The sequence below is a fragment of the Nostoc sp. CALU 546 genome, from assembly GCF_048836525.1.
In genome coordinates this window covers 1-26,310 of record NZ_JAWJTF010000017.1, presented here as the reverse complement: position 1 = coordinate 26,310, position 26,310 = coordinate 1, and the positions used below count along the sequence as shown (strand labels likewise).

The following is a 26,310-nucleotide window of genomic DNA, read 5'->3' as shown; positions in this document are numbered from 1 at the left end:
AGAAATCCCTGAAAAGACCTGGAGATAACTCTGTGTAACTTTTATTAGAGAATTACTGCATCATTTCTATCAAAATATTTTGAGCGCTACGTTCTGGCTCATTTTTATTAGGGTAACGTTGGATGTAAGAGCCATCTGGCTGCAACTCCCAAGCTTGGCGATTATCTGCTAGCATTATTTTGAGAATTTTTTGTAAATTCTGCACAATATCATCATCTTCAACTGGTACAACTACTTCCACTCGGTGATCTAGGTTGCGAGTCATCCAATCGGCACTGCCGATATATACTTCATTTTGTCCGTTATTATGAAAGTTAAATATCCGAGAGTGTTCTAAAAAACGACCAATAATGCTGATAACACGGATATTTTCGCTAACTTTTGGAACTCCAGGACGCAAACAACAAATACCCCGTACAATTAGGTCAATTTGTACTCCAGCAAGAGATGCTTTGTATAAAGTAGCAATAATTTGGGGGTCAACCAAAGCATTCATCTTAGCGATAATATGACCTTGATTACCGTTTTTGCAGTGTTCGATTTCTCGCTGGATCAGGGCAGTAATGCGATCGCGCATATTAATAGGTGATACCAGCAACTTGCGGTAAGAATCTTTACAGGAATAACCAGTCAAATAATTAAATAAATCAGTTAAATCTGCCCCTAAGTCTTCTCGACAACTAATTAGTCCTAAATCTGTATATAAATTTGCTGTTTTGGAATTATAATTTCCAGTCCCAATATGGAAATAACGACGAATATTTTCTCCCTCTTGACGCACCACTAGCAAAGTTTTGCTATGAGTCTTTAGTCCCACCAGTCCATATACTACATGAACACCAGATTTTTCTAATTTATTAGCCCAAGTGATATTATTTTCTTCATCAAAGCGAGCTTTTAATTCTAAAATAACAGCAACTTGTTTGCCATTTTCAGCCGCAGTAATTAAAGAACTGACAATTTCCGAATCTCCCGAAGTCCGATAAAGTGTCATCTTAATTGCCAACACATCAGGATCGTGAGCAGCTTGAGCAATAAATTCCTCTACAGAAGCGCCAAAGGATTCGTAAGGATGATGTACTAGCAAATCCTTTTGCTGAATCACCGAGAAAATACTTTTTTCCTCATCATTGAAGTTGGCGATTTGACTTTGTTGATGAAGATGACGCAGACGAGACGGAATTACTGATGCCCAAGGTGGATCTTTCAATTCAGGTAAAGGTAGCGCCGTAAACGACATCAAATCTTTTAAATTCAGCAAACCTTCTATCTCATAAATATCACTCTCAATTAGTTTCATTTCTGTCATCAACATCTGTCGTACTGATTGAGGCATTGATGGTTGAATTTCTAACCGCACCACCGAGCCAATGAATTTGCGCTTATATAACTCTTGTTGAATTGCTAAGAGTAAGTCATCGGCTTCTTCTGCTAATTCTAAATCTGTATTGCGGGTTAATCGAAATAGGTGATATTCCTCAATGACCATTCCGAGAAATAAAGCTTTTAAATTGTGAGCAATTACTTGCTCTATCGGCATACCTGTCCAGTGATTTAATTTCCCATTATCTATTTGCAATTCTTGAGGTAAGGGAATAAATCGAGGCAGAATAGTGGGAATTTTGACTCTAGCAAATTTTTTTTCTCCTGTGTTTGGGGCTTTTACTACCACTGCTAAATTTAAACTGAGATTCGCCATTCGTGGAAAGGGATGGCTAGGATCAACAGCTAGAGGAGTGAGAACTGGAAAAATTCTTTCTTGAAATAGTTTTTGAAAGTAACTACGCTGTTGGGGATTAATGTCAACATAATTAAGTAGATGAATGCCTTGCGCTGTCATTTCTGGTCGAAGCGTCTGCTCAAAATAATGATGCTGTTGAGTCACCATTGGATGCAGATATTGATCGATTGCTTCTAATTGTTGTTCTGGGGTGCGACCATCGGGAGTTCGCTGAATTAACTGTGCTTTAACTTGTTCTTTGAGAAGTGCGACACGAACCATGAAAAATTCATCAAGATTAGCACTAAAGATGGCAATGAACTTGAGTTTTTCTAGTAATGGAGTCCGAATATCTAACGCCTCATGTAAAACTCGGCGGTTAAATTCTAACCAGCTTAATTCTCGACTAAAGTAGTACTCCGAGTCATGCACATTAATAGTTTTACTAATATCTTTGACTTTAGACATATTTGGATTTACTAAAAGAATGGTATGACAATTATCAAAAATAATTCAAATCTAACTTACGCACTGTACAAATTAATCATGGTATACATTTACCAATAATATGTAGGTCGTTTTAGCTTTCATTAATCATTCTTTGATGCTAAATAGATCCACACTGTAGGGGCAATTCATGAATTAACTGTACGACTCTAAGACTTTTTAAATTTTGGATAATGGAATTGAATTATTCAAAATCCAAAATTCGCTTAATTTATCAAAACACTTGCTCTCAAAACCCATATTTAACCAAATCGACCGCTGACGTAATCTTTTGTATCTTTCTGCTTAGGGTTATTGAAAATCACTTCTGTTGAGTCGTATTCTACCAAATAGCCAGTACGATCGCCTGTTCCTGTGGCGCTAACATTGAAAAAAGCTGTTTTATCAGATACTCGTGCCGCTTGTTGCATGTTGTGAGTAACAATGACGATGGTATATTGCTCTTTGAGTTCCTGAATCAGTTCTTCAACCCGCAAAGTGGATAGGGGATCGAGGGCAGAACAAGGTTCATCCATAAGTATAACTTCTGGTTGTCCAGCGATCGCTCGCGCAATACACAACCGTTGTTGTTGACCATTTCCGGCCGATCGATACCGTGCTTGTGAGCATAATTCCGGTTGTTAATAATTTCGTTCTTCATGCTTTCTCTAACATAGACAGCAGCAGAACCCAGCTTCGGAACCCGATCAATCACGTCAATCACCAGATTGAACCGATCAACTTGGTTGTTGATAGCTAACTCAAGTGGTGTGTTAATGCTGCCCTTTTCCTTGTAGCCGCGCACATGAATATTTTCATGATTAGTGCGACGGTAAGCAAGTTTGTGAATCAGCCAAGGATAGCCGTGGAAGTTGAAAATTACAGGCTTATCTGTGGTGAAAAGACTATCGAAATCCCAGTCTGATAATCCATGTGGATGTTCTGTATCTGGTTGCAATTTGTACAAGTCAACAACATTAATAAACCGCACCTTAAGATCGGGGAACTCATCTCTTAAGATGGCAGTTGCAGCTAAAGCTTCCATAGTCACAACATCTCCGCAAGATGCCATGACGACATCGGGAAGATCGGGTTCTTGCCCATGATGGTCATTGCTTGCCCAGTCCCAGATGCCGATGCCTTTGGTGCAATGTGCGATCGCCTCTTCTATGCTAAGAAACTGGAGGTGTTTTTGCTTATCTGCAACGATGACGTTGACGTAGTTGGTGCTACGTAGGCAATGATAGGCTACAGAAAGTAGACAGTTAGCGTCGGGAGGTAGATAAATCCGGGTAACTTCAGCACTCTTATTAGTAACCAAATCTATGAATCCTGGATCTTGGTGGCTAAAACCGTTGTTATCTTGTCGCCAAACAGTAGAGGATAGTAAGATATTCTCAGAAGAAATCGGCGATCGCCAAGCAACTTCTTTTTTACTGATTTCCAGCCATTTGGCGTGCTGGTTAAACATGGAGTCAACAACGTGAGCAAAAGCTTCATAACTGTGGAAGAAACCATGCCGCCCAGATAAGAGATAGCCTTCCAGCCAGCCGAACAGGTTATGTTCACTGAGCATTTCCATCACTCGCCCGTCGGTAGATAGCTCACTGCCATCTGCATCTTCAGGGAGCATATCTGCCAACCAGACTTTCTCGCTGACTTCATAGACGGCACTGAGTCGATTGGAGGCGGTTTCATCTGGCCCGAATATGCGGAAATTATTCATGTTATTACGCATGATATCTCGCAGGAAGTTCCCTAGAGGCTTCGTGTTTTCCACCTCAACAGCACCAGGCTTATCTACCTCAACTGCATTGTTGCGGAAGTCGGGCATACGCAATTCTTTACGCAGAATTCCACCGTTAGCAACGGGATTGGCACTGATGCGGCGAGAACCAATGGGAGCCAGCTTTTTGAGTTCGGGAATTAGACTGCCATGCTCGTCAAATAATTCCTCTGGCTTGTAACTTTTCATCCAGTGTTCTAGAATCTTCATGTGTGCAGGATTACTAGTTACATCTGTGATTGGTACTTGGTGCGATCGCCAAAATCCCTCTAATTTATGACCGTCTATTTCTGTCGGCGCAGTCCATCCTTTAGGGGTACGAAGGACAATCATCGGCCAACGAGGACGTTTGGCAACACCCGAAGTCCTGGCTTCGGTTTGGATTTTCTTGATTTCCAAAATAACTGTTTCCAGAGTTGCTGCCATCAGTTGATGCACTTGCGCTGGATCGTGCCCTTCCACAAAGTAAGGTGTGTAACCGTAGCCCTTGAATAAGTCCTCTAGTTCCTCGTGGCTGATGCGGGCTAGGATGGTGGGGTTAGCAATCTTGTAGCCATTCAAATGCAAGATTGGTAAAACTGCACCATCCCGAATGGGGTTGATAAATTTATTAGAATGCCAAGCTGTTGCTAGAGGGCCTGTTTCTGCTTCCCCGTCACCAACAACTGCTGTCACAATCAAATCCGGGTTATCGAAAGCAGCCCCGTAAGCGTGGGAGAGGCTGTAACCTAACTCGCCGCCTTCATGAATCGAGCCAGGAGTTTCAGGTGTGCAATGGCTACCAATTCCACCAGGAAAGGAGAACTGTTTGAAAAACTTCAGCATACCTTCCTCGTCCTCGCTCTTATCAGGATAAACCTCAGAATAGGTTCCTTCTAAGTATGTCGGCGCAAGGATGCCCGGAGCGCCATGACCGGGGCCTGCGATGTAAATCACGTCCAGATCATATTTTTTGATTAAACGGTTCAGATGGACGTAGATAAAGCTTAAACCGGGACTTGTACCCCAGTGTCCTAACAGGCGATTCTTGATGTGTTCTGGCTTGAGGGGTTCTTTTAGCAGTGGATTGTCCTGCAAATATATCATACCTAGAGCTAAATAGTTGCAGGCACGCCAGTAAGCATTTATCTGACGCAGTTCTTCAGTACTAAGTGTGGCAGATTTACCGTTTTCAACAACTGAAACCTTTGTCTTAGAAGGAGAAATGGTCATAGATTTTGAATCCTACTAATCTATTTTTAGTTAAAGAATCGTTGAACACGCGATGTCTGATGACAAACTGCTCCACGTCTACACAGTTTTAAAACCCGATATTTCAAGACTAAATATGAATACCAAAGAAGTGATGTAGTACAGTGCATCTACCATTGGGTACTACATTGATCAATCTCAAAATGGTTAAGCGGATATCAATCGATAACTATGGTTTTACTTGCGGTTCACTTATACAACCAGCTACTTCCAATACAGTTTGCATAAGGTTAGCAATTAACAAGACTATGAAATAATTGAGTCATAAAATCGATCTTTCCCAATTACAAAAATCTCGATTTTTAGCTAATCTAATTGTATTGCCTGCACTTCACTATTCACTACTATCTTGTTTAAAAGTCCCTTATATCCTGATTAAAAGGGTGGAATGTGCATTACATACAGTATAACTACTTATATTCTGATATATCTTCTAACTTAAACATCCAACTAAAGGTAGATAAAATCCACTTTAAAAGTTAAATAAATTGGGCTGCAAAATTAGTGTTATATCTGAAAAATAGATAGATATAAATATTTTAATTTAAATTAAAAATAATGACATTAACTTAGTTTAACGTTAACCATTAATTAACCTATTTATGATTTTTTAGGTCAGTGGTGGTGTTGATGGCACGTTAGCGTACCACCCCCGTTTTCTAAATGGGCATTTCCTGATAGCAGTAACTACAGCGCCAGTAAAGTTCTCCCAAACGTACATGACGGAGTAAAATGTCTGAACAGTTAGGGCAAAAATGCTTACTCATCATCGATTGACTGATTGTTGTAGATATACTCAATTTACGAGGACTTGTTAATAAAGCTTTACTAGGCATATATTTGACTAACCTTTGTCAATTTGCTGATAAAGGTTAGTATGACACTCTAAGATTAGAAATCGTGTTTAACCAAGCGTTTGATTGGTGTATAAGTTGTACAAGTTTTACTAAGATATTTAATTTTTAACCTTTATTTAATAACTTTTGAGCGTTTATCTCTCCTATGGTGTAATTCCATTTAAAAAAATATTTACAACATATAAATTGGCTGTAGTAGAAGTATACATCGGGAGCATGTCAACTTTGTTAGAACATATGAACTATTGAATAGTGGCAAAATCAATGAAAATATAGGAAGAAATCAATTTTCACAACAACAATGGAACCAGCTAATCAGAAAAAAATCCAGAAACATCTTCAAGCCATAGCAAAAATTCTGTATCAAGAAGCAGAGACTAAAGAATTAGAGAGCCTAGCTGGAATTGAAAAAACAATCAGAGCGCAAACTCTAGAATATATTACGCCAGAATTAGGGTTTTTTTTCTCAAAGAAGCAACAGGAACTTCATCGGGGAGAGTAAGAACAATTAAAAGTATTCTTGGAGAATTGCCAATCAGTGAAAAACAAGCACGAAAGTTAAAACTAGAGAAAAATCAGAAAATAAGTCCTTACTTAGAACAATGTTGCTTGAGAGCAAGTGCAAATGTCTCCTATGAAAATGCGGCAAAAGATATTCATAAATATACCGGGATGTCTATTTCTGCTAGCACACAACAAAGAATCGTTCAGCGGTATGATTTTCCCGAAATAGGATGCGAACAAGAAATAGAAGAAATTAGCCTGGATGGCGGTAAGGTGAGGCTTAGGACAGAAGAAAAAGGAGAACCATGCATCTGGAAAGACTATAAAGCTATCTGCATCAACCAAGAAATAAAGGTAGCGAAATTAGGCGAAAATGAAGCTTTAATTGATTGGGTAAATAAACAACACTTGGCAGAACCATTAACCTGTTTAGGTGATGGAGATCCAGGGATATGGAAAATAATTCGACAATTTAATTGTCCAGGAGAAATACGGGAGATTTTAGATTGGTTTCATCTGATTGAAAATCTACATAAAGTTGGTGGTTCTCTCAAGCGACTCAAAGCTGCGGAAACTTTTCTTTGGCAAGGAAAAGTTGATGAAACTCTCGCCCTCATCTCTCCACTTAAAGCTAAAAAAGCCCAAAATTTTTGCCGATATTTGGAAACTCATCGACATCGAATTGTCAATTATGAGTATTATCAAACCGAAGGTATTTGTTCTATTGGTTCTGGTGCCATCGAGTCTACTATCAAACAGATAGATCGGCGACTAAAAATATCTGGAGCACAATGGGATGAATCTAATGTCCCTCAAGTTCTCAAGCATCGCTGTGCTTATCTTAATGTCCAGCTTTAGAACCTGTTTAGTTCTTTTGTTCTAACAAAGTTGACATGCTCCCGTATACATCTGTATGCCTATACTCATATATCATTATTCTTGAATAAATTCTGTCTCTTGTTCTTTGTGGGATAAATTATTCTTTGGAGGTCTCTTAACCAGACGAACTTTCATCCACTGGAAGGAAACAAGGTTGAGTAAAAGACCGATGATGAACAAAATCAGCATAAGCACAACCTGATACCAAGCGATCGGTTGCACCACTAAATCTGCAACAAGATGGCAAAAATTTAGTACGGTATATAATACGGTTAAACCAAAGTGAATGCTTCGGTAGCGACTCGAATCAGTAAACACAGTAGCAACGATCGCAGCCATCGGGAACACAAAAAAGCCCAACATTAACCACATAATCGGGGCAACTTCTGCTATGCTTTGTGCGTGGGAGTCAGCCACACTAAGACCGTGAAAAAGAGGCATTAATCCCAACTGACTGTGAAAGAGAAGTCCCAACAAGAAAACAATCCAAAGGGTAATAATTTTTTCTTGATGTTTTATTACCATACTGTTTTACACTCCCATTATTTTTTCAGTAATTCGAGTTTGGGTAGCTAACAGAATCAAAATAGAGTAGCAAGCATATTGTAGCGAGAGAGTGCTTTTAAGCTTTCCATTTTAATTATTGTGTTGGAGAGCTTAATAGCTGCCACCTTCAGATATCCATAGTACTCTCTAAATCCTAATTTAAAGCGACTAAATTTGAGATTTTTGTAACGATTTGAAGGCTTTCAGTACAACTTATACAACTCAGACGCAATTCAACCTTGATTTCCAACAGCAGAATGTCACAGTAAATCTGGTTAGTAGATTCGCGATCAAAAAATTATGAAATTTGTAAAAGTATTTCTTGCTGCCGTTACATTAATTACTGCTTCAGTTAGCCCCGCCTTTGCTGATGCCAAAGTTGAAATTTTAGGTGCAAGTTATGGTGGTAGCGGTTGTCCCAATGAATCAGCCAGTGTGAGCGTTAGTCCCGATGGTCAAGAGCTAACCATTTTATTTGACAAGTTTGCAGCCATCGGAAATGTCGCCGCAGAAAGGCGGAAAAGCTGTAATTTGAGTATTCCGATCAAATTACCCCAAGGCTTTCAAATTTCCCTTTATGATGCTGATTATCGGGGTTATATTGCTCCCGGAACTACTGGGACACTAAGAGCAGAGTACTTTTTTGCTGGTACCCGCGGCCCAGTTTTTTCTCGGACTTTTAGTGGCGAAACTGACTATAATGTTCGAGATAGCTTGGCGACGGTAGCTGATGTTTGGTCGGGCTGTGGTGACAGTGTAAATATGCGGGTGAATACTGCGATGACTGCCAAAGGTCAAGGGATGGCTACTGTTGACTCCTTCGATCTTGCACACCGAGGTTTGGTTTATCACATAAAATATCGCACCTGTCGTAAAAACTAGTACATTTCAGGATAATTCCGGCACAGAAAATTTATTCTGAAACCTTTTATCTAGTGGGATTTTTACTCATAGTAAACGCAGAGTACAGTACATACTTTGCGCTAGCGTAAAAGCAAATATTGACCCTAGTGCAAAATATATTCTCTACTGTATTGTTGCCCAAGAGTATGAAGTGATTAAATCAGAATAGGGAGCAGAATTGACCCAAGAAGAGACACAGTTAGGATTTGGCGACTTAGCCAATCAGCGTTTTCGCGCAGGATATGCAGAATACTACCGTGAACCACTGTTTCTATCTGTATCCGCTCCTGTAGAGGGAAAGAGTAGCGGCTTTTGGGGGTGCTGGATAATTCCTGTACCCCTTCGACTACATAGCGGTTAGGGACATGACTTAGAATGTGGGCAATTAACTTTTGGCGTAACTCATGAATCGAAAAAGCTAATTGATAAGGATGTTCAGGGTACTCATCTAAGACATTCTCAATTTCTTGAATGACTATTGGCAATGTTAAATTAATCAACGTATGTGACATTAGTGTTGTTTGATATAGATGTTTACTTTCGAGCCTAGATTCATTTGGTTCAACTGTGCAGTCTGTTATTAAAAACATTTTCAAATATTTCTAATTGCTCTTCTTGTGAAGAGTGTAACAACCGGACGTTTGAAATCGAGTATTTACAAGAGTTTGATGGATAGTTGAATTGTATAAGTTGATTAACGATGCAGAAAAAACCTAGTCCAGATTAATTTTAATTAACCAACAAAGCGATGCCTACGCCATTCCCTCTCCTGAAATTCCTTTTGTTGTCCTGACGATTTTTTAGGAGAAAGCAGAAGAGAGCCTGTTTCGCAGATATAACCCAAGTTGCTAGTTACTCTTATGAGCGATCACTGTTCTAGCGATCTCCTGATGGTAGAATAAGTTTAAAATTAAGAACATTCATAATGTTACATGAATTTCTCTTAGCAGAACGTGACGAAATTCTCGCCTTGTGTTCAAAAAAGATCGCGCGTCTTGCTGATTCCATGAGTTCGAGCGACGAAATGGAAAAAGGATTACCTGTGTTCTACGATGAACTCATTGAGGTATTACGTGCTGATGCTGATATAGATGAATCTAAAGAACCAGATAACAATTCTATAGAAAGTCTTCACAAAGCCTCCGCAGAGCGCCGGGGAAAAGAGTCATTAAAACTTGGCTACAGCATTTCTCAGGTTGTTCATGGCTACGGCGCTCTTTGTCAAGCGATCACTGAGTATATTCAGGAGAATAGTAGTGAAACAGCATCCCCTCGTGAATTCAATCGATTAAATTTCTGCCTCGATATCGCTATCGCTGAAGCGGTTACAGAGTTTAATCGAGGTCAGCGTGAAAATGCAGAGCGGGATGAGGTTCAGCGTCTTGGATTTCTAGCACATGAGTTGCGAAATGCTTTGACCTCCGCTATTCTAGCTTCCCAACTTATAATCACAGGGAAAGTCGGAACCAATGGAAGTACATCTCGTATTCTTAAAAATGCCCATAAGCGCATGAGAAACATTATTGATCGTTCACTTGTTGAGGTGCGACTGCGGAACGAATCAACCGGACAATATCAGAGATGTCGAGTTATTCACCTAGTCAGTGAAGTTGAGGCTACTGCATGGTTTGAAGCAAGTGCGAAATCAATTAAGGTGTGTGTTGAGGTAGCGGCTGAATTGGAGGTTTTAATAGACCGTCACCTAATAATATCTGCCTTATCGAATCTGGTTCAAAATGCCATTAAGTTCACCAAGCAGGGTGGGATTGTATGGATACGCGGTAAGGCTGTAGGTGGGCGTGTTTTGCTTGAAATAGAGGATCAATGTGGAGGACTCCCGCCTGGTGAGGTGGAAGAACTTTTTAAGCCTTTTTCTCAGATGGCAACAGATAGATCAGGATTGGGGATTGGGCTTACAATCTCACGACGCGCCGTATCGTTAAACAAAGGTATACTCTCAGTTCGGGATATTCCCCATCAAGGATGTGTCTTCTCAATTGATTTACCCTTAGCCTAGTGTCTTGAATTTTGGCTGAGTAAACTTTGCAGTGGGAAAAGTTATTTTTGCGTTCTTTAAGTAATGAGTAATGAGTCAATACCCATTACTTATAAAGTAAAATTGAATTACAACATTCTTTTTTACTCATGATTAATTATAACGCAAATATCAGTATTTAAGAAAGAACGGAAGATTTTGCAATAAGAGTTATCAAAGTTTATTCTGAGCTAAATAAAAGACCTTTTGACGACGCTGGTAAAATCTTGTCTAAACAATTTTTAAGAAGCGGGACATCAATAGGTGCAAACTGTTCAGAAGCTAAATATGCACAATCAAATAAAGACTTTATCAATAAGTATTCTATAGCCATAAAGGAAGCCAATGAAACCCTTTATTGGATAAAAATAATGATAAAATCGGAGTTGGTGTCAAAATCAAAATTTCAAAATCTGATAGAAGAGAATGAAATAATTATTAAGACATTAACAACTTCAATCAACAAATTGAAAGAAAAATAATTTACTCATTACTCATTACTCTTAATTGTTGCAGTGGTTATTATTTATTTTATTTAGCCCGGAGCGAAGATATTTAGCTAGGAAAGCCTTTTCGATAATATAGCTAGTTGTATAGTTTTGAGGGATGAGATGTAGTGCTTGTGCAGTTAAATCATTTAAGTCTGATGGTTGTTCACAGGATACATATTGACCAAGCCATATAAGGGCTATAACTTGTCCTTTTTCATCTGAAGAAAAATCGTCTACATATTTATGTAGTACTCTGATTGATGTTCTTCCTGTCATTTCAAAATCTTCTAAATAATTAGACAATTTGTCTAAAAAAGTTTCTGGTATATTTACTCTCCCAAACAGTATATCTGATGACTTTGGGCAATAGATTAATTCAGCAAGCTCAATGATTTCATATACTTTACTAATTAATAAAAAATTCATATTTATCTTCAAGCTAAAATCATAGTGAATAAGGACGAATATTGATCAGCCCTTAATCTGTACTTCATAGAGCATGACAGATGGGTGCTTGAGATTAAGTATCGCTCCAAGTTTGAAATGTATAAAATAAATTCATAGTGTTTGAGTTAATTATAAAAATTAATATATTTAACAGGATCTCACTAGAGCTAGAGTATTTTTTCTTAATTGTGTATATCCTTAACTAAGGAGAGATTTAATACCACAAAAAAAACTCTATGATGAAAGATGTTAATAAAAGTTTGAGTTTTTGATTTTAGAAGTTTTTTTCCTATGGTCAAGCGATCGCTCCAAGCATCACTCACTGGGATTCAAGAGGCTAAAAGAGCGTTTGCTCGTAAGGGGTGGACACAAGACAATCTAGCAGCAGAAGTCAACCTCAAGACTAGACAACCAATTTGGCGGTTTTTGAGTGGTCGTCCAGTTGAGCGTCATACCTTTATTGAAATTTGTTTGATTTTAGAACTGAATTGGCGGGAGATTGCGACTAATCTTCCAGCAGAATTTTTGTCACGAGAAGAATACGCCCAACCGACTGTACTGGATATTGATCAACTAGTGGAAAAAGTGCGATCGCAACGCTTCGACAAAATTCAAGACCAGTGTGGTATTTTGCAGTTATTGGATATCAGCCGTCCCGTTGCGATCGATGACATATATATAGATGTGAATATTTTGGAGTCAATCGCCAGCCTTCAGTGGTTAGAAATCACTGATCTGCAAAACCTTGATCCCAAAGAATTTGACCGTATTGGCTTAGGTGAAATTGACGAGAAACAAATACCTGGTACACAGGCAGTTGAAACATACTCCAAGCTCAGGGTGCTAGGCAAACCAGGAGTAGGTAAAACCACCTTTTTGCAACATCTTGCCATTCAATGTAACCAAAGCGCATTTGCAGCAAATCAAGTGCCAGTCTTCATCACACTGAGAAACTTTGCCCAAGAGTCTAAGATTACCAACGAGTTCAGCCTATTAAAATACATCCGTCAGGAATTTATCACATCTGGAATTTCCGATCCCTCAGTCATCGAAACCTTGCTGAATGAAGGTAGGGTATTACTGTTGCTTGATGGCATGGATGAAGTTCTTAATCAACAAAGCAATGCTATCTTGAACGAAATTCGGAGGTTTTCAGAGAAGTATCACAAAAATCGGTTCGTGGCGACCTGTCGAACAGCAGCTCAAAAACTCAGACTTCGAGGCTTTACCGATGTTGAAATTGCCCCATTTACCTTAGAACAAATCCGAGCCTTCGCTCAAAAATGGTTTCTGGTCTTTACCAAGACCAACCAAAAAGATGGTCAAGCCCACTCCCTTAAGTTTATTCAGAAGTTGGAATTAGATGAAAATTGGCAATTTCGCCAACTCGTCGTCACACCCCTATTTTTGCATCTTGCCTGTTGGGTGTTTCACGGTAAAGAAAAATTTCCGACTAAGCGGACTGACTTTTATAAGGAAGGTTTAGACCTTCTATTAGGCAAATGGGATGAAGCCAGAGGCGTTGAACGGGATGACATTTACCGAGGGTTTTTATTATCACAAAAACTCAGGTTATTCAGTCAGATTGCAGCCGCGACATTTGAGCAGGGTCAGTACTTCTTTGAGCAACGCATCGTTGAGCAATACATTGGTGACTATATTCAGAATCTCAGTAACGTGCCAATAGATGCAGAGTCACTGCAAATAGAAAGCGAAGCAGCGCTGAAGTCAATGGAGGCTCAACATGGGCTACTGGCAGAACGGGCGCGGGGAATTTTTTCCTTTTCCTATCTAGCATTTCAAGAATACTTCACAGCGAGGAAAATCGTTGCCAGCCATAACTTAGAGGCATTTGGGCAAGCGCTATTCGGTCTAGTCAGTCATATCACCGACCCCCACTGGCGCGAAATTTTCTTGTTAACCGCCACCATGCTCAGGAGTGCAGACTCTCTAGTACAGTTGATGAAGCAACAGATTGATACACTCGTTGCCCAAGATGCTTATTTACAAGAGTTTTTAACCTGGGCTAGCCAAAAATCTCGCAGTATTCCCATCCACTCCAAAGATGCGACAGTGAGAGCATTTTACCTAGCCTTAAGTCGGACTCCTCACATAGCTTCGCACTTTGCCCTAGCCAGCAGCCTCGACCAGGGGATGTTTCTGGATGCGGCATTAGATGACCTGCTGATAGAGTGTGCAATTGATGGGAGCCAAAGCTTTGCCCACATCCACGCCTGCGGAGATGCTATGAGCAACATTCTGGGTATTGTTCTGGATGTTGGACTCCATAAATCCTTGCAACAACTCTCTGACGAATTGCCAAATTCTGGTCAAAGTCAACAACGGTTTGAGCTATGGTCGCAAACGAACTATTCAGCTTGGGCTGAACAGGTAAACAAGACGGTGATTAATTATCGCAATATTAACCACCAGTGGCAGTTTAGCTCTGAGCAAGAGCAAGTGTTGCAACGCTACTATGATGCTAATCAGTTACTACTCGATTGTCTGCATAGCAATTGTGAAGTGACATCTGCTATTAGGCAAGAAATTGAAGCCACCTTATTGTTGCCGATAAAGGAACTTGAGGATAGGGAATGGCAATAATTCTTTTGGTTAATTCCTGAAAGAGGTTTGGATTGCAAAAATCATCAAGAATTAAGTTTTGTGTCGTAGTTAATCAACTAATTCAGAAAATCAAACAACACCAAATCATAGTACAGGAGCTAGGCTAATACGAAAATTCCGAACATTTATGTCTTCAAAAGAAAAAGAAATTCTAGCGATCGCTTTTACTGGCAATACTGAAGGCTCTTGCGTCTGTATATCCAAAAGCCTTTGGTGAAGCAGTTAGTAACAGAAACAGCAAAACTGCTTAAATATTCTGGGAAAATATCATGAAAACGGCAAGAAATAACCCACTAGATATACGCCACATTAGTCTAAAAGTAACAGAGTTAATTAAGGAATACGCTGTTGTAAATAACTGTACGCAGGATGAAATGCTAGAGCGTATTGTTTTGGAGTGGAACAGCCAACAAAGCGAGAGCGAACGACCATCAGGAGACGAAGATGAATAGCTTTTTTGTACAAGCCCTTGACGTAATCTGACTTTTCACATCCCGTGAAAAGTCAGGTTCGCTTTTCGCGTCTCGTAGAGAGCGTCATTTTAAATTTTGAATTCCGCCTTGCGGTACTAGGTTCTTAGGTATATCCATATTTCTTGATGAACCAAGTTTTCACAAATTGAGTCAATATACAATAGCAAGTTAGGATTAAAGCTAACCAAAGAAAATAAACGGCTGGCAAAGGAACAAACCCTAAACTAGCCCCAATTGGAGAAAATGGCAGATACATTCCGACTACCATCACAGTGGCGGTGATCAACAGCATGGGCAAAGAAGCCCGACTCTGGAAAAAAGGAATCTTAGGTGTGCGAATCACATGGACAATCAGCGTTTGAGTCATCAGACTTTCGACAAACCAACCTGTTTGGAACAAAGCTTGATTGTCTACAGAAGTCGCCCCAAATACAAACCACATCAAGGCATAGGTAGAATAGTCAAAAATGGAGCTAACTGGGCCAATGAAGATCATAAAGCGCCGGATATTATCAACTTTCCATTTCGGCGGCTTGATTAGGGCTTCTTGATCCACATCATCAAAGGGGATGCCCGTTTGCGAAAAGTCGTAGAGGAGATTATTTATTAATATCTGCACTGGCTGCATCGGTAAAAATGGCAGAATCGCACTCGCGCCCAAAACGCTAAACATATTCCCAAAGTTAGAGCTAGTGCCCATTCTGATATATTTGATGATATTGGCAAAAGTCTTGCGACCTTCGATTACCCCAGATTCTAGGATTAACAAATTTTTTTCTAACAAAATAATGTCTGCCGACTCTTTAGCAATATCGACTGCCGTATCAACTGAGATGCCCACATCTGCCTCCCGCAAAGCGGCTGCATCATTGATCCCATCTCCCATGTATCCTACAATATTGCCTTTTTTTCGCAGCACTTGAATAACTTTAGCTTTTTGAGTGGGAGAGAATTTAGCAAAAATAGTTGTATTTGCAGCAGATGAAGCTAATTCATCATCTGATAGAGATTCAATATCGCTACCTAATAAAACGTTTTGGACAGGTAAGCCAACATCTTTGCAGATTTTACGAGTAATGATTTCATTATCCCCAGTGATAATTTTTATATCAACTCCATTGCGCTTGAGGGCTTTAATCGCTTGGGCTGCGGAATCTTTGGGTGGATCGAGAAACGCGATGTTGCCCAACAGAACCAAATTACTCTCATCGGTAATGGCATAATGCAATTGATCGGTTGGCATCACTTTGTATGCCACCGCGACTACCCGTAACCCTTCAGAGTTTAGTTTTTGTTGTAAATCGGCAACCTTGATATGGACTGACTCATCCATTGGCAAAACCTTGTCATCAACTTTGAGTTGGGTGCAGACTTTTAGGACTTCTTCAACTGCACCTTTGCAAATTAGGATATGCTGTTTTCCCATTTCTTCGACAACGACAGACATCCGACGACGCACAAAGTCAAAGGGAATTTCATCAAATTTCTGGTAGTTTTTCTCAATGTCTAAAGATGCAAGTTCTTGATTGTGAGCGAGAACGGCGACATCTAATAAATTTTTTAAGCCAGTCTGGTAAAAGCTATTGAGATAGGCATATTTGAGAACATCTGTACTTTCTTGACCGTAGGGATCTAAGTGTCTCTGCAAGACGATTTTATCTTGAGTTAGAGTGCCTGTTTTGTCAGTACAGAGAATATTCATTGAGCCAAAGTCTTGAATCGCATCAATATTTTTGACAATCACCTTTTTGTTAGACATGGTAATTGCCCCTTTGGCCAAATTTGCCGTGACAATCACAGGTAACATTTCTGGAGCCAGCCCCACAGCCACAGATAAAGCGAAGGTGAATGCCTCGATCCAATTGCCTTTAACCACCCCATTGATCAAAAAGACTAGTGGAGCCATGACCAGCATAAAGCGCAACAGCAGCATAGTCACGCCATTCACGCCTTTGTCAAAGCTTGTTCGTGGTTTTCGTCCACTAACGGTTTTAGCCGAATGGCACTAAGAAAAGCTCTAAGTTATACGGAATAAGGGCTACAGCTTTAAATAGCTATTGAACAGTGGAGGAGGGTCAGGTGGTCGTCCAAGATGGCAGTGTCATGGAAGCGATCGCCTACGCCATCGCTTTGTCTTGCATCAGAAAGTGGAATCAGATGTACAAGTTGTCTAAAAATTTCTGGTAGGTAGGAAAAGCTTACTCGTTCATGAAATACTTTCCTTGAGACGAGCAAGCAAACATCATAAATACTACTGTGACACTACGAGTACAAATCCTCAAGGATAAATTTAGCCAAAGTTTGGGGCTACCGTTTAAAGAACTATTGCCAGAGCCTGTGATAAGACTTGCAATCTCGGAGCTAAAAATTAAATACAAAAAGCGGTTATTTGACCCATTAATAACTTTATGGGCATTTTTATCACAAGTGCTGGATACTGATAAAACTTGTAATAATGCTGTGAGTAAAATAATTGCACATTTGGCTGGTGAAGAAGTAGAAGTCCCTTCAACAGATACGAGTGCTTACTGCCAAGCTAGGGCAAGGCTTCCAGAAAAGTTATTAGAAAAACTCTTCAATTTTTCGGCACAAAGCCTAGAACAGAAAGTAGCATCAGAATATTTATGGTGTGGTCGAAATGTCAAAGTAATAGATGGGTCAACTGTCTCGAGGTCAACTGTCTCGATGCCTGACACTGTAGAGAATCAAAAAGAATACCCTCAGCCCAGTAGCCAAAAGCCTGGATGTGGCTTCCCAATTGCTAAAATTGGTGTGGTATTTAGTTTAGTGACAGGAGCTGCTGTTGCTTTGTGCATAGACGTTTTGAACACTCATGATATTAAATTAGCTCGGAGGTTGTACAGTTTTCTCAAACCAAATGATGTACTTTTAGGAGATAGGGCTTTTTGCGCTTACGCCGATATGATTGCTATTACCAAACTCGGTTGTGATGCTATATTTCGGAAGCATCAATCTCGCACAACAACCATGCGAAAAGGCAAAATTGTTGGAGATTGTGACAAATTAGTTACTTGGTATAAGCCTAAAAGTTGTCCAAAAGGATTGAACAAAGATGAATTTGATGCTCTACCTTCTTCCATTACTGTGCGGGAAATTTATTACTACATTGTTATTCCTGGTTTTCGGACTCAACAAGTTAGTTTAATTACTACTCTTTTAGATAAATCTTCTTATTATACTCTCGAAATTGTTGGAATTTACGGTAAACGTTGGGATGTTGAGTTGGATTTAAGACATCTTAAAACTACTCTAGGAATGGATGTTTTGCGGTGTAAAAGTCCCTCAATGGTACGCAAAGAAATTTACGTTTTTTTGCTTGCTTACAATCTACTTCGTAGCTTAATGTGGTCGGCTGGAACTACTTACACTACTCCTCCATTACGTTTATCGCTGCAAGGTACTCGCCACCATTTAATTAACTTTATTCCCACATTATTAGCTGCAACTTCAACAAAACGTCTTCAAATTTACTGCACTTTGTTAAAAGTTATTGCTCACAAGGCTGTTCCCGACCGCCCAGGTCGTAGTGAACCACGAGTCCGTAAACGCCGCCCAAAAGCTTACCCGTTAATGACCAAACCCCGGCACGAATTACGAAAGCAGTTGCAAACTGCTTAACCCACAAGCATTTCGGCTTTTCTTAGTGCCATTCGGTTTTAGCCAATGATGCTAGATAAGTATGACTACCCGTTTCGGCGACAACGGCTGTTCCAGAACCACTGACTACCGCCGTACCCATAAAACAGAGATTGACTAACTCTAGTGGGTTTTTCTCATTGTGATCTGGGAGTTCTGGGTGTTTTTCAGTGGGTAGAGATTCCCCGGTGAGGGTTGACTGACTGAGGAATAAATCTTTGGTAGCAATCAGCCTCACGTCGGCTGGAATCATATCTCCGGCTGAAAGAAAGATAACATCACCAGGAACCAGCAACTTTACGGCAATTTCCTTTCCTGTTGTTATTCCCTTCTCTTTTTTCGGTGCGGCACTCAAGCGACTCACCATTGCCGTTGCGCTCACCATTTCCCGCAGCTTTTCGGCGGCTTTGTTCGACTGAAATTCTTGTGAAAAGCGCAGCAAACCACCGAAAATCACCATCGCAAAAATGATCGAGGCGGCTGTTGGACTCCCAGTTAACAGTGAAATCGTCGCCAGAACAATGAGTAAAAGCGAGAGGGGATTAGTCACCGTTTTCAGCAGTTGGATATACCACGCGATCGCTTTTTCACGGGCGATCTCATTCAGCCCTGATTTCCCTAACCTCTGCTGGGCTTCAGTCTCAGTCAACCCCTCCAGGGAAGTGTCAAATAAGTGCAGAACTCCATCTACATCATGTTGAGCGATATCGATAAGTGCGTTGGATGAGTCTACAGACTGGCTAGATCCCGTTTTAGGCTTTTTGGATGAATTGGGAGACTGGCTTAACATTTTCATAAGGTAAGCTCCAAAACGTGGAGAGTTGGGGATTCATCGGTTTGATTTTTTGGGGTTAAGCTGTTGTGTCTTTAATTTTCCAGAGTATTTCTGTTGCAACAAGGGTTTCAAACCATAAAAAGTGCAAGTTATACGCGCAACAGCTTAGTCAACTGATTTGCGTTAACTTAATATCTTGCACTAGGCGACTAGAAGTTGCGGCTACACGAGACTTTACCTGCCTCCGCAGGTTAAAAAGCCTTGATTTTGCGTTAGTCTCCGTAGGCGGCCTACCCTTCTCTTCGAGAGGCTGCGCCAACGGGTTCTCCAAAGGAGTACGTTGGTATAGCCACGATTTCTAATTGCTAGGGTGCAAGTTAAGAGTTAAATCTTTTTGCTGCTTAACGCGACTCGGCAAAGTGGTGTCGAATCTTGGCAGCAATTTGATGATCCGTCATCTTGTCAACTGTTTCAATGCCTACGACGCGTCTACCGAGGTTATTTTCTTCAAGACGTTTTTTCAGTTCATCTTTTGCCTCACCTGGGCCAAATATCAGAATAGACTCTGCATCACGAATATATGAAATGACTGCATCATAGTAAATATTAAGTTGTCCTGTAAAATTTCTCTGGAGGCTATCATCTGCGGGTACTTGATGTGATTCGTAAGCGCCCTTCAGAAGTGAATCACCAGAACGCCGAGGCTGTTTTTCTACTTCCGATATGATCTCTTTTATATCTTCCCCTTTCTCCGTAACAGTCACGACAATAGCTTTTCTATGGTCAATCCACAGCCCTACTTTTGTTTTCATTGATATCTCCTTTGTTCACTAGTTCCACATTGAATTTTAGAACTGCTTACCAGAGTCAAATTAACAACTTTGGCTTATGATATTACTGTGATAGACGGTCGTTTTATTTCCTGAATGAATTGATTGAATACGATACAAAACTTAATTACGAATTACAAATTACGAATTACGAATTACGAATTATTTAAATCTCGTCGTGCTAAAGCTTGAATCTCAGTTCGCAGTGCGGTAATTTCTGCTTGCAAGGCTTTAATTGATTTTACACCCGCTAGTTCTGCTTCATTATTTTCGGCATCCTGACCAACAAAGAATGTTGCCAAAGTTGCCGTCACATAACCACTGATCGCAAACGCATACAGTGCCAGGAAAAAACATAGTACCCGCCCTTCTGCCGTTTTCGGAAAGTAATCAGACCCGATGGTAGTCATCACCATTGCCGTCCACCACAGTGCAGTACCATAATCGGTAATAGTGCCATCAGGAAGTTCACGCTCAAACACATAAATTCCAGCCGCTCCAATTAGAGTGACAATTATAGTTAATCCCACCACATAGCCAAACCCTCGCCGCCCAATACTGGCTCCCAGGACTCGCATTCCTTTGTTGGTTCGTGTCATCACTCGCAACAACTGTAACCCTCGAACCGCATGAACTGATTGCAAAGACTGCATGACTCGCAAAATCCGAAAGATTCGCAGCGCTGGAATAAACAGCGAAAAAGCGGTCAACCAATTATGTCGAAGGTAGGAAATTCTGTGAGGTGCGAGGAGAAATTTGATACCAAAATCTATGATGAAGGTGATCCAAATGATAGCAGCGATCGCTTCTAATAGAGGATTCAACCCCCAAACTAGCTCAACAATAAAAAGTCCCAACCAAGCAAAGCCCAGCACCAGCATCGGCGTTTCTAGCCAATCTTCCAACTGTTGCAACACCTCACTGCGCTCCTGATCTAACGCAGGCTTTGACCGTTGGTTCAGATAGCTCATAACGAGTTTGATGAATGAGACTGATACACCTTTAGCTGTGCCCGTAATTGGGCAATTTCACTCGTCATATCTAACACCATTGCCGCTCCGACTAAGTTCAGCCCCAAATCTCGACGCAAGCGTTGAATCTGAGCAATTCGCGCAATTTCGCGGGAATGTAGTAAATCACCGATGGGTTCGATTACGCCTAACTCAACGTAAAACTTCACCAGGGTAGTCGAAGTTTTAGTGATCAATGCAGCATATTCAAAGCTGTAAAGTTGCTCACCTTCGAGGGAAACCACGGTTTTAGAAAGGCTGAAGGTCATAATTTAATCTCCTCTAACTGGGTACGTGGGTTAAAGCTAGTGTTTGCCTGGATTTTTTCGTAGTATTCTTGCTCGATCGCACTCAGGTCTTGCGGCGTGACAATCTGAAGTTTGGCAAATAAGTCACCTCGTCCCCCTTTGGGCAATGTCCAGCCTTTGCCGCGCAGTCTAAGCGATTGCCCCGATCGCACCCCTTTAGGAACTTTCATTGTCACGCTACCATCGGGGGTTGGTACGCTGATTTCTGCCCCTAAAACTGCTTCATCGGGGCGAATTGGAATGTCACAAACAAGGTTATCGCCCTCAAATCGATAGAAGGGATGGGTTAACACTTCGATAGTTAGATACAAATCACCGCGCTGTTGAGAGAATGGACTAGGACGACCTTTACCCTTGAGCCGAATTCGACTGCCTGGTTTTGCACCTGCGGGAATGCGGACGTTGATCGTTTCGTCGTCGAGTTGCAGCCGCTTTTGGACACCGTGAAATGCTTCAGAAAATGTGAGGGCGATCGCAGCTTCGGTATCTGGTGCAGGGGCTTGAGAACGAAATCCACCATTAAAATCATCAAATCCACCAGTGGAGGTTTTACGTCTCGTTCGACCCAGCAGATCGTTGATAAACGAATCAAAATCGCCGTACTGATCGAAGTCGCTCGTCCCAGCATTAGTTCCGCTAGGTGTCGGCGCTTCAGTGTAACCAGGATTATTCCAGTGCTGACCAAAGCGATCGTACTTCTGCCGCTTCTCTGGATCAGAGAGTACTTCATTTGCTTCGTTCAGTTCTTTGAACTTTGTTTCTGCGTCATTGTCTCCAGGATTGAGGTCAGGATGATATTTGCGGGCAAGCTTGCGGTAAGTCCGTTTGATTTCTTCTGGGGTTGCGGTTTTGCTTACTCCCAAAATGGCATAGTAGTCTTTAAAGTCTGTTGTAGTTGGCATCAGTTACCTCTCGATTGCGGGTTATTTTGCGGTGGGTAGTAAGCCTGGATTTATCACAATTTTTCATTCTAAATTCTCACTTAAGGGACAGTAGTCAGAGCAATCAAGTGCTTGTTCTGTGAGGACAATAGAGGGGTGTACTGTGCAGTATAAATAATGGTTGTTTGTAAAGAAGCGACAGTTCCGACAGGGAAGTTGATGGAAGCAGTTGACCGTTGTAAATTTTTCTCCTGCAATCTTCCAAGCATCTAGCAATTTAAAAATGAAAATTGCCAAAAATATCATCGAGCATAAGGGAGTGAAAAACAATGCTTCATCATGTGTAATAGCTCCTTCCGGTCTTGTCAAATCTGGTTTTGTCACAGCATGGTTGACAATCATCAACTTGGCGTTAATTGAAGGAAGCAGATTTAAATTCATCTTATCTAAAATATCAAGTTTGATAAATTTATCAGTAGACATATTGTTTACGTTGATAGAAACTAGAGTTTTGTAAATAATACAGAGTTGGTGAGTTATTCAAGATAAGATGAGAACAACATTGAAAGTGCAAAACTCCCAATAAACGTCAACGTAGATAAGTTTGTATCTTGAGTTTGATGGGCTTCAGGAAGAATTTCTTCAACGATCGCCACCATCAAAGTACCTGTTGTAAATGCAAGTACAATTAACTTGGGTAGATCAGTTTGTCCGCGCAATCCCCAATAGCCCAGCGTCGCGCCCAGCCAAACAGGGATAAGAAACGCCGCAAGTAACCAAAATCGCTGTGTTCGCGGCATATTTTGACTCTTAAACTCTGCGTTGGTGACAAATCCTTCGGGAATGTGAGCCACAACTCTCCCCGATGTCAGCATCACCCCTAGATGAGGCGCGATCGTTAAACTAGTGCCAATCATTAAGCCATCGCCAAATAAGTCGATGGCAATGCTTAGAAAAATCACCCAACTAACGGTATTATGATCAACACCACGCAGTCGATTTTTGCTTAAATTGAGAAGCTGATTAATCCAGACAAAAAAAGCTCCACCCAAAAACAACGCTAAAATAGCTGCCCAAACAGGTTTAGCGTAGGCGTAGCCCGTCGCAGACATCGCAACTCTTGGTATCAGTTCGGTAGATGCGATCGCTAGCAGTACGCCAGCAGCAGCGTGCAGTGCAAGTCCTAATGTTTGTTTTGATGATGGTAAGGCTTCAGCAATCATTGCTCCCATGAAGTTGCTGACAACGGGCAAAGCTGATAGTGTTAGAGCAAATAGAAATTCCTGCATAGTCAGGCTCCGCTAGTCGTAACATACTTTTTGATGTTTGTTTCGATTACAGTCCATCAAGACGCGAACTCATAGTGAATCTCTGTAGTTCTTCCTTTAAAATAGAGCCGAGTGCCTTCTGGATACTCCCATCCCACCTCGCCTTCTAAGGGAATAAGCATCCCATTACAAACTGAATATTCCCAGAATCGACCGACCCAAGGCATAGCAGTAAGCTTGTCACGATAACGAGCCTCAGCCCGACAAGTAGCGATCGTCCCTTCAGCATTAAACTGAAATATGAGGGAGACAGTTGTTGCACCATCCGTCAAAGTAGCGCGAGAGGAGGTGTCATTAATTGCGTCCCATAGCACACCCTGACTGGGTAATAGGGCAGTAGGATACCAAGTTGCCTCAGCAAAGTACCGTAACAATTCACCTTGATTGTTTTCAGGCGCACCGTGCATTTTTGCAACTGTAAAAAGACCGAGTAATGATGCGTGTAAGCTGCCTTCTCCTAAGAGATAAGTATCATGAACAAAGGCATTAACTCCTGGAACCATCTGGATGCGTGCATCCCAATCAAAACCGAGGCGTTGAGTCATCACAATTTGAGTGGCAGTAAAAGGATTCCACTTGGCTTCTGTTTCATTCAGATTGAACTGTCCTTGCTGAGAGAGCTTGACCACAGCCACGATCGCTTGTCCATCCTTGAGTACTGTCCGAAAAAATCGCTGTACGGGATCTGGTAAGCCTTCAATTTCTTTTTGCTCATAGATTTGGGGCTTAATTGTTTGCCGTCCATTTATTAATTTGGCTCGTAAGTTATCAGTGTTTAACTGCCAGCGATAGCTACCATAGATCGCAGCAAGTCCGAGGCAGACTATGATGAAAACACCAATCATTGCAATCCATTTCATCCACATGATGCTTACCTATAATTGTTAATTCAGAAGTTGATAAATTGTGATGATTGAAATAATTACTACAATAGATGTATAGATCAGCATTGTGTACTGGGATAACCAATTGGGAAGATAAATTGCAAAATTGTCTTTTGTAGAGTTTGAATATTTACGAGCCATCAAAGTTAATGGGCATTGAAGTTTGAAAGTTAACAGAGTTAGCCCTTCTATAAATACAAATCCATAACCAATCCAGAGCCAGATGTTGAGATTGTGAGCAATCGCGGCATAAAGCATATAGAAAATCACAAAGTTGAAGAATACCCATATCAACGTGTGAATAATTTTAATCAGCGTTAATTTGGTTTCACTTTCCATATTGTCTCAGTCTAATTTCTCCATTCTCGGCGTTTCTACAAGCACAGAGATAACGAGCAAACTTAGCCCAATAATTTTGATCAAGGCGTTAATTGCATGTGCATACTCCCATTGATCCCGATACCGCATCCAATCTGCTGGAATGGGATTCGTCAACCATTTGGCGAATTCAGCATTCATTGGCGCAACAAATATTATCCAACTCACAAATGCAAGTACCAAGAAAATTACTCCGCCCAAAGTCCAGTAGAAACTTGAACCACGTTTGCCAACAAGAAATACCAACACAATTCCCGTCAGAATTGCTGTAATTTCAAAAGCTGCGCCGACTGAGCCAAACAACTTATAAACATTTTCAAAAACCGTTACTTTAACCCATAGTTGTTGGTCAAACTGCATTCTTTGCGGCAACTCTAGCAAATGGGTCATAGACAAACTTAGGCTAAACGAAGCCAGCATAAATGTTATAAATCGCCAAGCCCGTATGAATGTCATTTGATTACCCTTGTGCAGAGACGATTAATGGGAACATTGATAAAATTCAGTACCCTTTTAATATTTGAGTTAACAACTTTAACTTCTGGCATTACTGTGACGGGTGTTTGTTCTATTTCCTGAATGAATTGATTGAATACGATATGAAACGTAACGGTTGATGTACGAGTGAAACTTTATGGTTTTTGATAAAAACTACCGTTTCTTGACTGATCCCACCCCTTTCACGGATTCTCGAACTTGGGGAGAACCAATATACTCTACTGACCCCACGCCAGATACAGTTGTATCTAACCGATCGCTCACATTGACCACCGCACTCCCCACGCCGCTATTGCGAACCGTAGCCTGTTTAGTCTTGAACTCCTCGCCCTTAAAGCTTCCGACCCCAGAAAGGCTAAGGTCTAGTACATCAGCGCTTCCTGCGATCGCCATGCTACCCACGCCATCAAGAGAAACTGATAACTGTTTGCCTTGAATATCCTTAGCTTCAATACTGCCGACACCATCTAAGTTTAAGCTTTCCAGACTCTTGACCTGCAAAGCAAACTCAATACTGTGCGTTCGCTGATTTTAAGGCAGTCAAAGGAATTAATTCCTTGAGGGGTAATGATTAAGAGGATTTTTGAAGCAACTCCCTGATGAGAGTGGATTTGGGGGTAGTTTGAGTAGAGAATGATGTCAGGTGGTGGTGCATCGATGAGTGAGACAGAAGTAAAAATAAGCTCCGAGCGGATAGACGATATTCCATTAATAGTTGAATGGCTTGCTCAGATAGAGATAGCCAAACATATCGACCA

Annotated in this window: 23 protein-coding genes and 2 pseudogenes; 7 read left to right on the top strand and 18 right to left on the bottom strand. The window is 40.9% G+C overall.

From position 1 onward, the window contains the following. Positions 1-52 precede the first annotated feature (52 nt). The 3 genes from ppk1 to RRG12_RS11120 all read right to left on the bottom strand — a co-directional run bounded on the left by ppk1 (position 53) and on the right by RRG12_RS11120 (position 5,204). Entirely contained in the window at positions 53-2,188 is a 2,136-nt protein-coding gene (gene ppk1, locus RRG12_RS11130) for a polyphosphate kinase 1 (protein ID WP_420759310.1), read from the bottom strand. Between the two features lie 281 nt (positions 2,189-2,469). Continuing rightward, the gene (locus RRG12_RS11125; protein WP_420759309.1) at positions 2,470-2,787 is read right to left on the bottom strand and encodes a phosphate ABC transporter ATP-binding protein; all 318 of its coding nucleotides are present in this window, start codon (positions 2,785-2,787) and stop codon (positions 2,470-2,472) included. Beyond that, positions 2,685-5,204 carry a phosphoketolase gene (locus tag RRG12_RS11120; RefSeq protein ID WP_420759308.1) on the bottom strand — a complete coding sequence of 840 codons (2,520 nt, stop codon included), beginning with the start codon at positions 5,202-5,204 and terminating at the stop codon, positions 2,685-2,687. The genes RRG12_RS11125 and RRG12_RS11120 overlap by 103 nt, the downstream gene beginning before the upstream one ends. A gap of 1,197 nt (positions 5,205-6,401) precedes the next feature. On the opposite strand from RRG12_RS11120, the gene RRG12_RS11115 reads away from it, so the two are divergent. Next, positions 6,402-7,462 (top strand): ISKra4 family transposase gene (locus tag RRG12_RS11115; protein WP_420759307.1). Its coding sequence is split into 2 segments (ribosomal slippage): positions 6,402-6,558 and positions 6,558-7,462, totalling 1,062 coding nucleotides; the frame shifts between segments, so codons are not numbered across the junction. A gap of 75 nt (positions 7,463-7,537) precedes the next feature. Here the strand turns inward: RRG12_RS11115 and RRG12_RS11110 are convergent. Beyond that, positions 7,538-8,008 carry a hypothetical protein gene (locus RRG12_RS11110; protein ID WP_420759306.1) on the bottom strand — a complete coding sequence of 157 codons (471 nt, stop codon included), beginning with the start codon at positions 8,006-8,008 and terminating at the stop codon, positions 7,538-7,540. 321 nt (positions 8,009-8,329) lie between these two features. On the opposite strand from RRG12_RS11110, the gene RRG12_RS11105 reads away from it, so the two are divergent. Then, positions 8,330-8,911 carry a DUF4360 domain-containing protein gene (locus tag RRG12_RS11105; protein WP_420759305.1) on the top strand — a complete coding sequence of 194 codons (582 nt, stop codon included), beginning with the start codon at positions 8,330-8,332 and terminating at the stop codon, positions 8,909-8,911. 176 nt (positions 8,912-9,087) lie between these two features. Here the strand turns inward: RRG12_RS11105 and RRG12_RS11100 are convergent, their stop codons facing one another. Continuing rightward, positions 9,088-9,444, bottom strand: a complete 357-nt coding sequence (locus RRG12_RS11100; protein ID WP_420759304.1) for a hypothetical protein — start codon at positions 9,442-9,444, stop codon at positions 9,088-9,090. Between the two features lie 413 nt (positions 9,445-9,857). Here RRG12_RS11100 and RRG12_RS11095 point away from each other — a divergent pair, with 413 nt between their 5' ends. Further along, a complete protein-coding gene (locus tag RRG12_RS11095; protein WP_420759303.1) occupies positions 9,858-10,949 on the top strand; it encodes a sensor histidine kinase in 1,092 nt (363 codons plus the stop codon). 176 nt (positions 10,950-11,125) lie between these two features. Continuing rightward, positions 11,126-11,449 (top strand): annotated as a pseudogene (locus RRG12_RS11090) (four helix bundle protein); the annotation flags it as partial. A gap of 21 nt (positions 11,450-11,470) precedes the next feature. On the opposite strand, the gene RRG12_RS11085 reads toward RRG12_RS11090, so the two are convergent. Continuing rightward, a complete protein-coding gene (locus RRG12_RS11085; protein WP_420759302.1) occupies positions 11,471-11,884 on the bottom strand; it encodes a DUF3775 domain-containing protein in 414 nt (137 codons plus the stop codon). Between the two features lie 312 nt (positions 11,885-12,196). Between RRG12_RS11085 and RRG12_RS11080 the strand changes: the two genes are divergently transcribed. Together RRG12_RS11080 and RRG12_RS11075 are read left to right on the top strand one after the other, a co-directional pair. Next, the gene (locus RRG12_RS11080; protein ID WP_420759301.1) at positions 12,197-14,509 is read left to right on the top strand and encodes an NACHT domain-containing protein; all 2,313 of its coding nucleotides are present in this window, start codon (positions 12,197-12,199) and stop codon (positions 14,507-14,509) included. A 290-nt stretch (positions 14,510-14,799) separates the two neighbouring features. After that, on the top strand, positions 14,800-14,982 hold the full coding sequence (locus RRG12_RS11075; protein WP_292755234.1) for a hypothetical protein: 183 nt from the start codon (positions 14,800-14,802) through the stop codon (positions 14,980-14,982). Positions 14,983-15,106: 124 nt separating this feature from the next. Here RRG12_RS11075 and mgtA read toward each other — a convergent pair. Further along, positions 15,107-16,999 (bottom strand): annotated as a pseudogene (gene mgtA / locus RRG12_RS11070) (magnesium-translocating P-type ATPase); the annotation flags it as partial. Between the two features lie 260 nt (positions 17,000-17,259). On the opposite strand from mgtA, the gene RRG12_RS11065 reads away from it, so the two are divergent. Further along, positions 17,260-18,642, top strand: a complete 1,383-nt coding sequence (locus RRG12_RS11065) for an IS4 family transposase (protein WP_420759300.1) — start codon at positions 17,260-17,262, stop codon at positions 18,640-18,642. Positions 18,643-18,664: 22 nt separating this feature from the next. Here RRG12_RS11065 and RRG12_RS11060 read toward each other — a convergent pair whose 3' ends face one another. The 11 genes from RRG12_RS11060 to RRG12_RS11010 all read right to left on the bottom strand — a co-directional run bounded on the left by RRG12_RS11060 (position 18,665) and on the right by RRG12_RS11010 (position 26,053). Next, positions 18,665-19,456, bottom strand: a complete 792-nt coding sequence (locus tag RRG12_RS11060) for a cation-transporting P-type ATPase (RefSeq protein WP_420759299.1) — start codon at positions 19,454-19,456, stop codon at positions 18,665-18,667. A 380-nt stretch (positions 19,457-19,836) separates the two neighbouring features. Beyond that, entirely contained in the window at positions 19,837-20,247 is a 411-nt protein-coding gene (locus RRG12_RS11055) for a hypothetical protein (protein WP_420759298.1), read from the bottom strand. Between the two features lie 173 nt (positions 20,248-20,420). Next, the gene (locus RRG12_RS11050) at positions 20,421-21,236 is read right to left on the bottom strand and encodes a potassium channel family protein (protein WP_420759297.1); all 816 of its coding nucleotides are present in this window, start codon (positions 21,234-21,236) and stop codon (positions 20,421-20,423) included. Further along, complete coding sequence (locus RRG12_RS11045; RefSeq protein WP_420759296.1) at positions 21,233-21,544, bottom strand: chaperone modulator CbpM; 312 nt, start codon at positions 21,542-21,544, stop codon at positions 21,233-21,235. The genes RRG12_RS11050 and RRG12_RS11045 overlap by 4 nt, the downstream gene beginning before the upstream one ends. Further along, on the bottom strand, positions 21,541-22,485 hold the full coding sequence (locus RRG12_RS11040; RefSeq protein ID WP_420759295.1) for a DnaJ C-terminal domain-containing protein: 945 nt from the start codon (positions 22,483-22,485) through the stop codon (positions 21,541-21,543). Before RRG12_RS11040 ends, RRG12_RS11045 begins: the two co-directional genes overlap by 4 nt. A 63-nt stretch (positions 22,486-22,548) precedes the next feature. After that, positions 22,549-22,947 carry a hypothetical protein gene (locus RRG12_RS11035; protein ID WP_420759294.1) on the bottom strand — a complete coding sequence of 133 codons (399 nt, stop codon included), beginning with the start codon at positions 22,945-22,947 and terminating at the stop codon, positions 22,549-22,551. 53 nt (positions 22,948-23,000) lie between these two features. Beyond that, the gene (locus RRG12_RS11030; protein WP_420759293.1) at positions 23,001-23,753 is read right to left on the bottom strand and encodes a ZIP family metal transporter; all 753 of its coding nucleotides are present in this window, start codon (positions 23,751-23,753) and stop codon (positions 23,001-23,003) included. Between the two features lie 56 nt (positions 23,754-23,809). Further along, positions 23,810-24,658 carry a DUF6920 family protein gene (locus tag RRG12_RS11025; protein ID WP_420759292.1) on the bottom strand — a complete coding sequence of 283 codons (849 nt, stop codon included), beginning with the start codon at positions 24,656-24,658 and terminating at the stop codon, positions 23,810-23,812. Between the two features lie 18 nt (positions 24,659-24,676). Beyond that, positions 24,677-25,015 carry a hypothetical protein gene (locus RRG12_RS11020; protein WP_412983222.1) on the bottom strand — a complete coding sequence of 113 codons (339 nt, stop codon included), beginning with the start codon at positions 25,013-25,015 and terminating at the stop codon, positions 24,677-24,679. Between the two features lie 6 nt (positions 25,016-25,021). Continuing rightward, positions 25,022-25,510, bottom strand: a complete 489-nt coding sequence (locus RRG12_RS11015; protein WP_420759291.1) for a hypothetical protein — start codon at positions 25,508-25,510, stop codon at positions 25,022-25,024. A gap of 195 nt (positions 25,511-25,705) precedes the next feature. Next, positions 25,706-26,053, bottom strand: coding sequence for a GIN domain-containing protein (locus tag RRG12_RS11010; protein WP_420759290.1), 348 nt, complete (start codon positions 26,051-26,053; stop codon positions 25,706-25,708). Between the last annotated feature and the right edge of the window lie 257 nt (positions 26,054-26,310).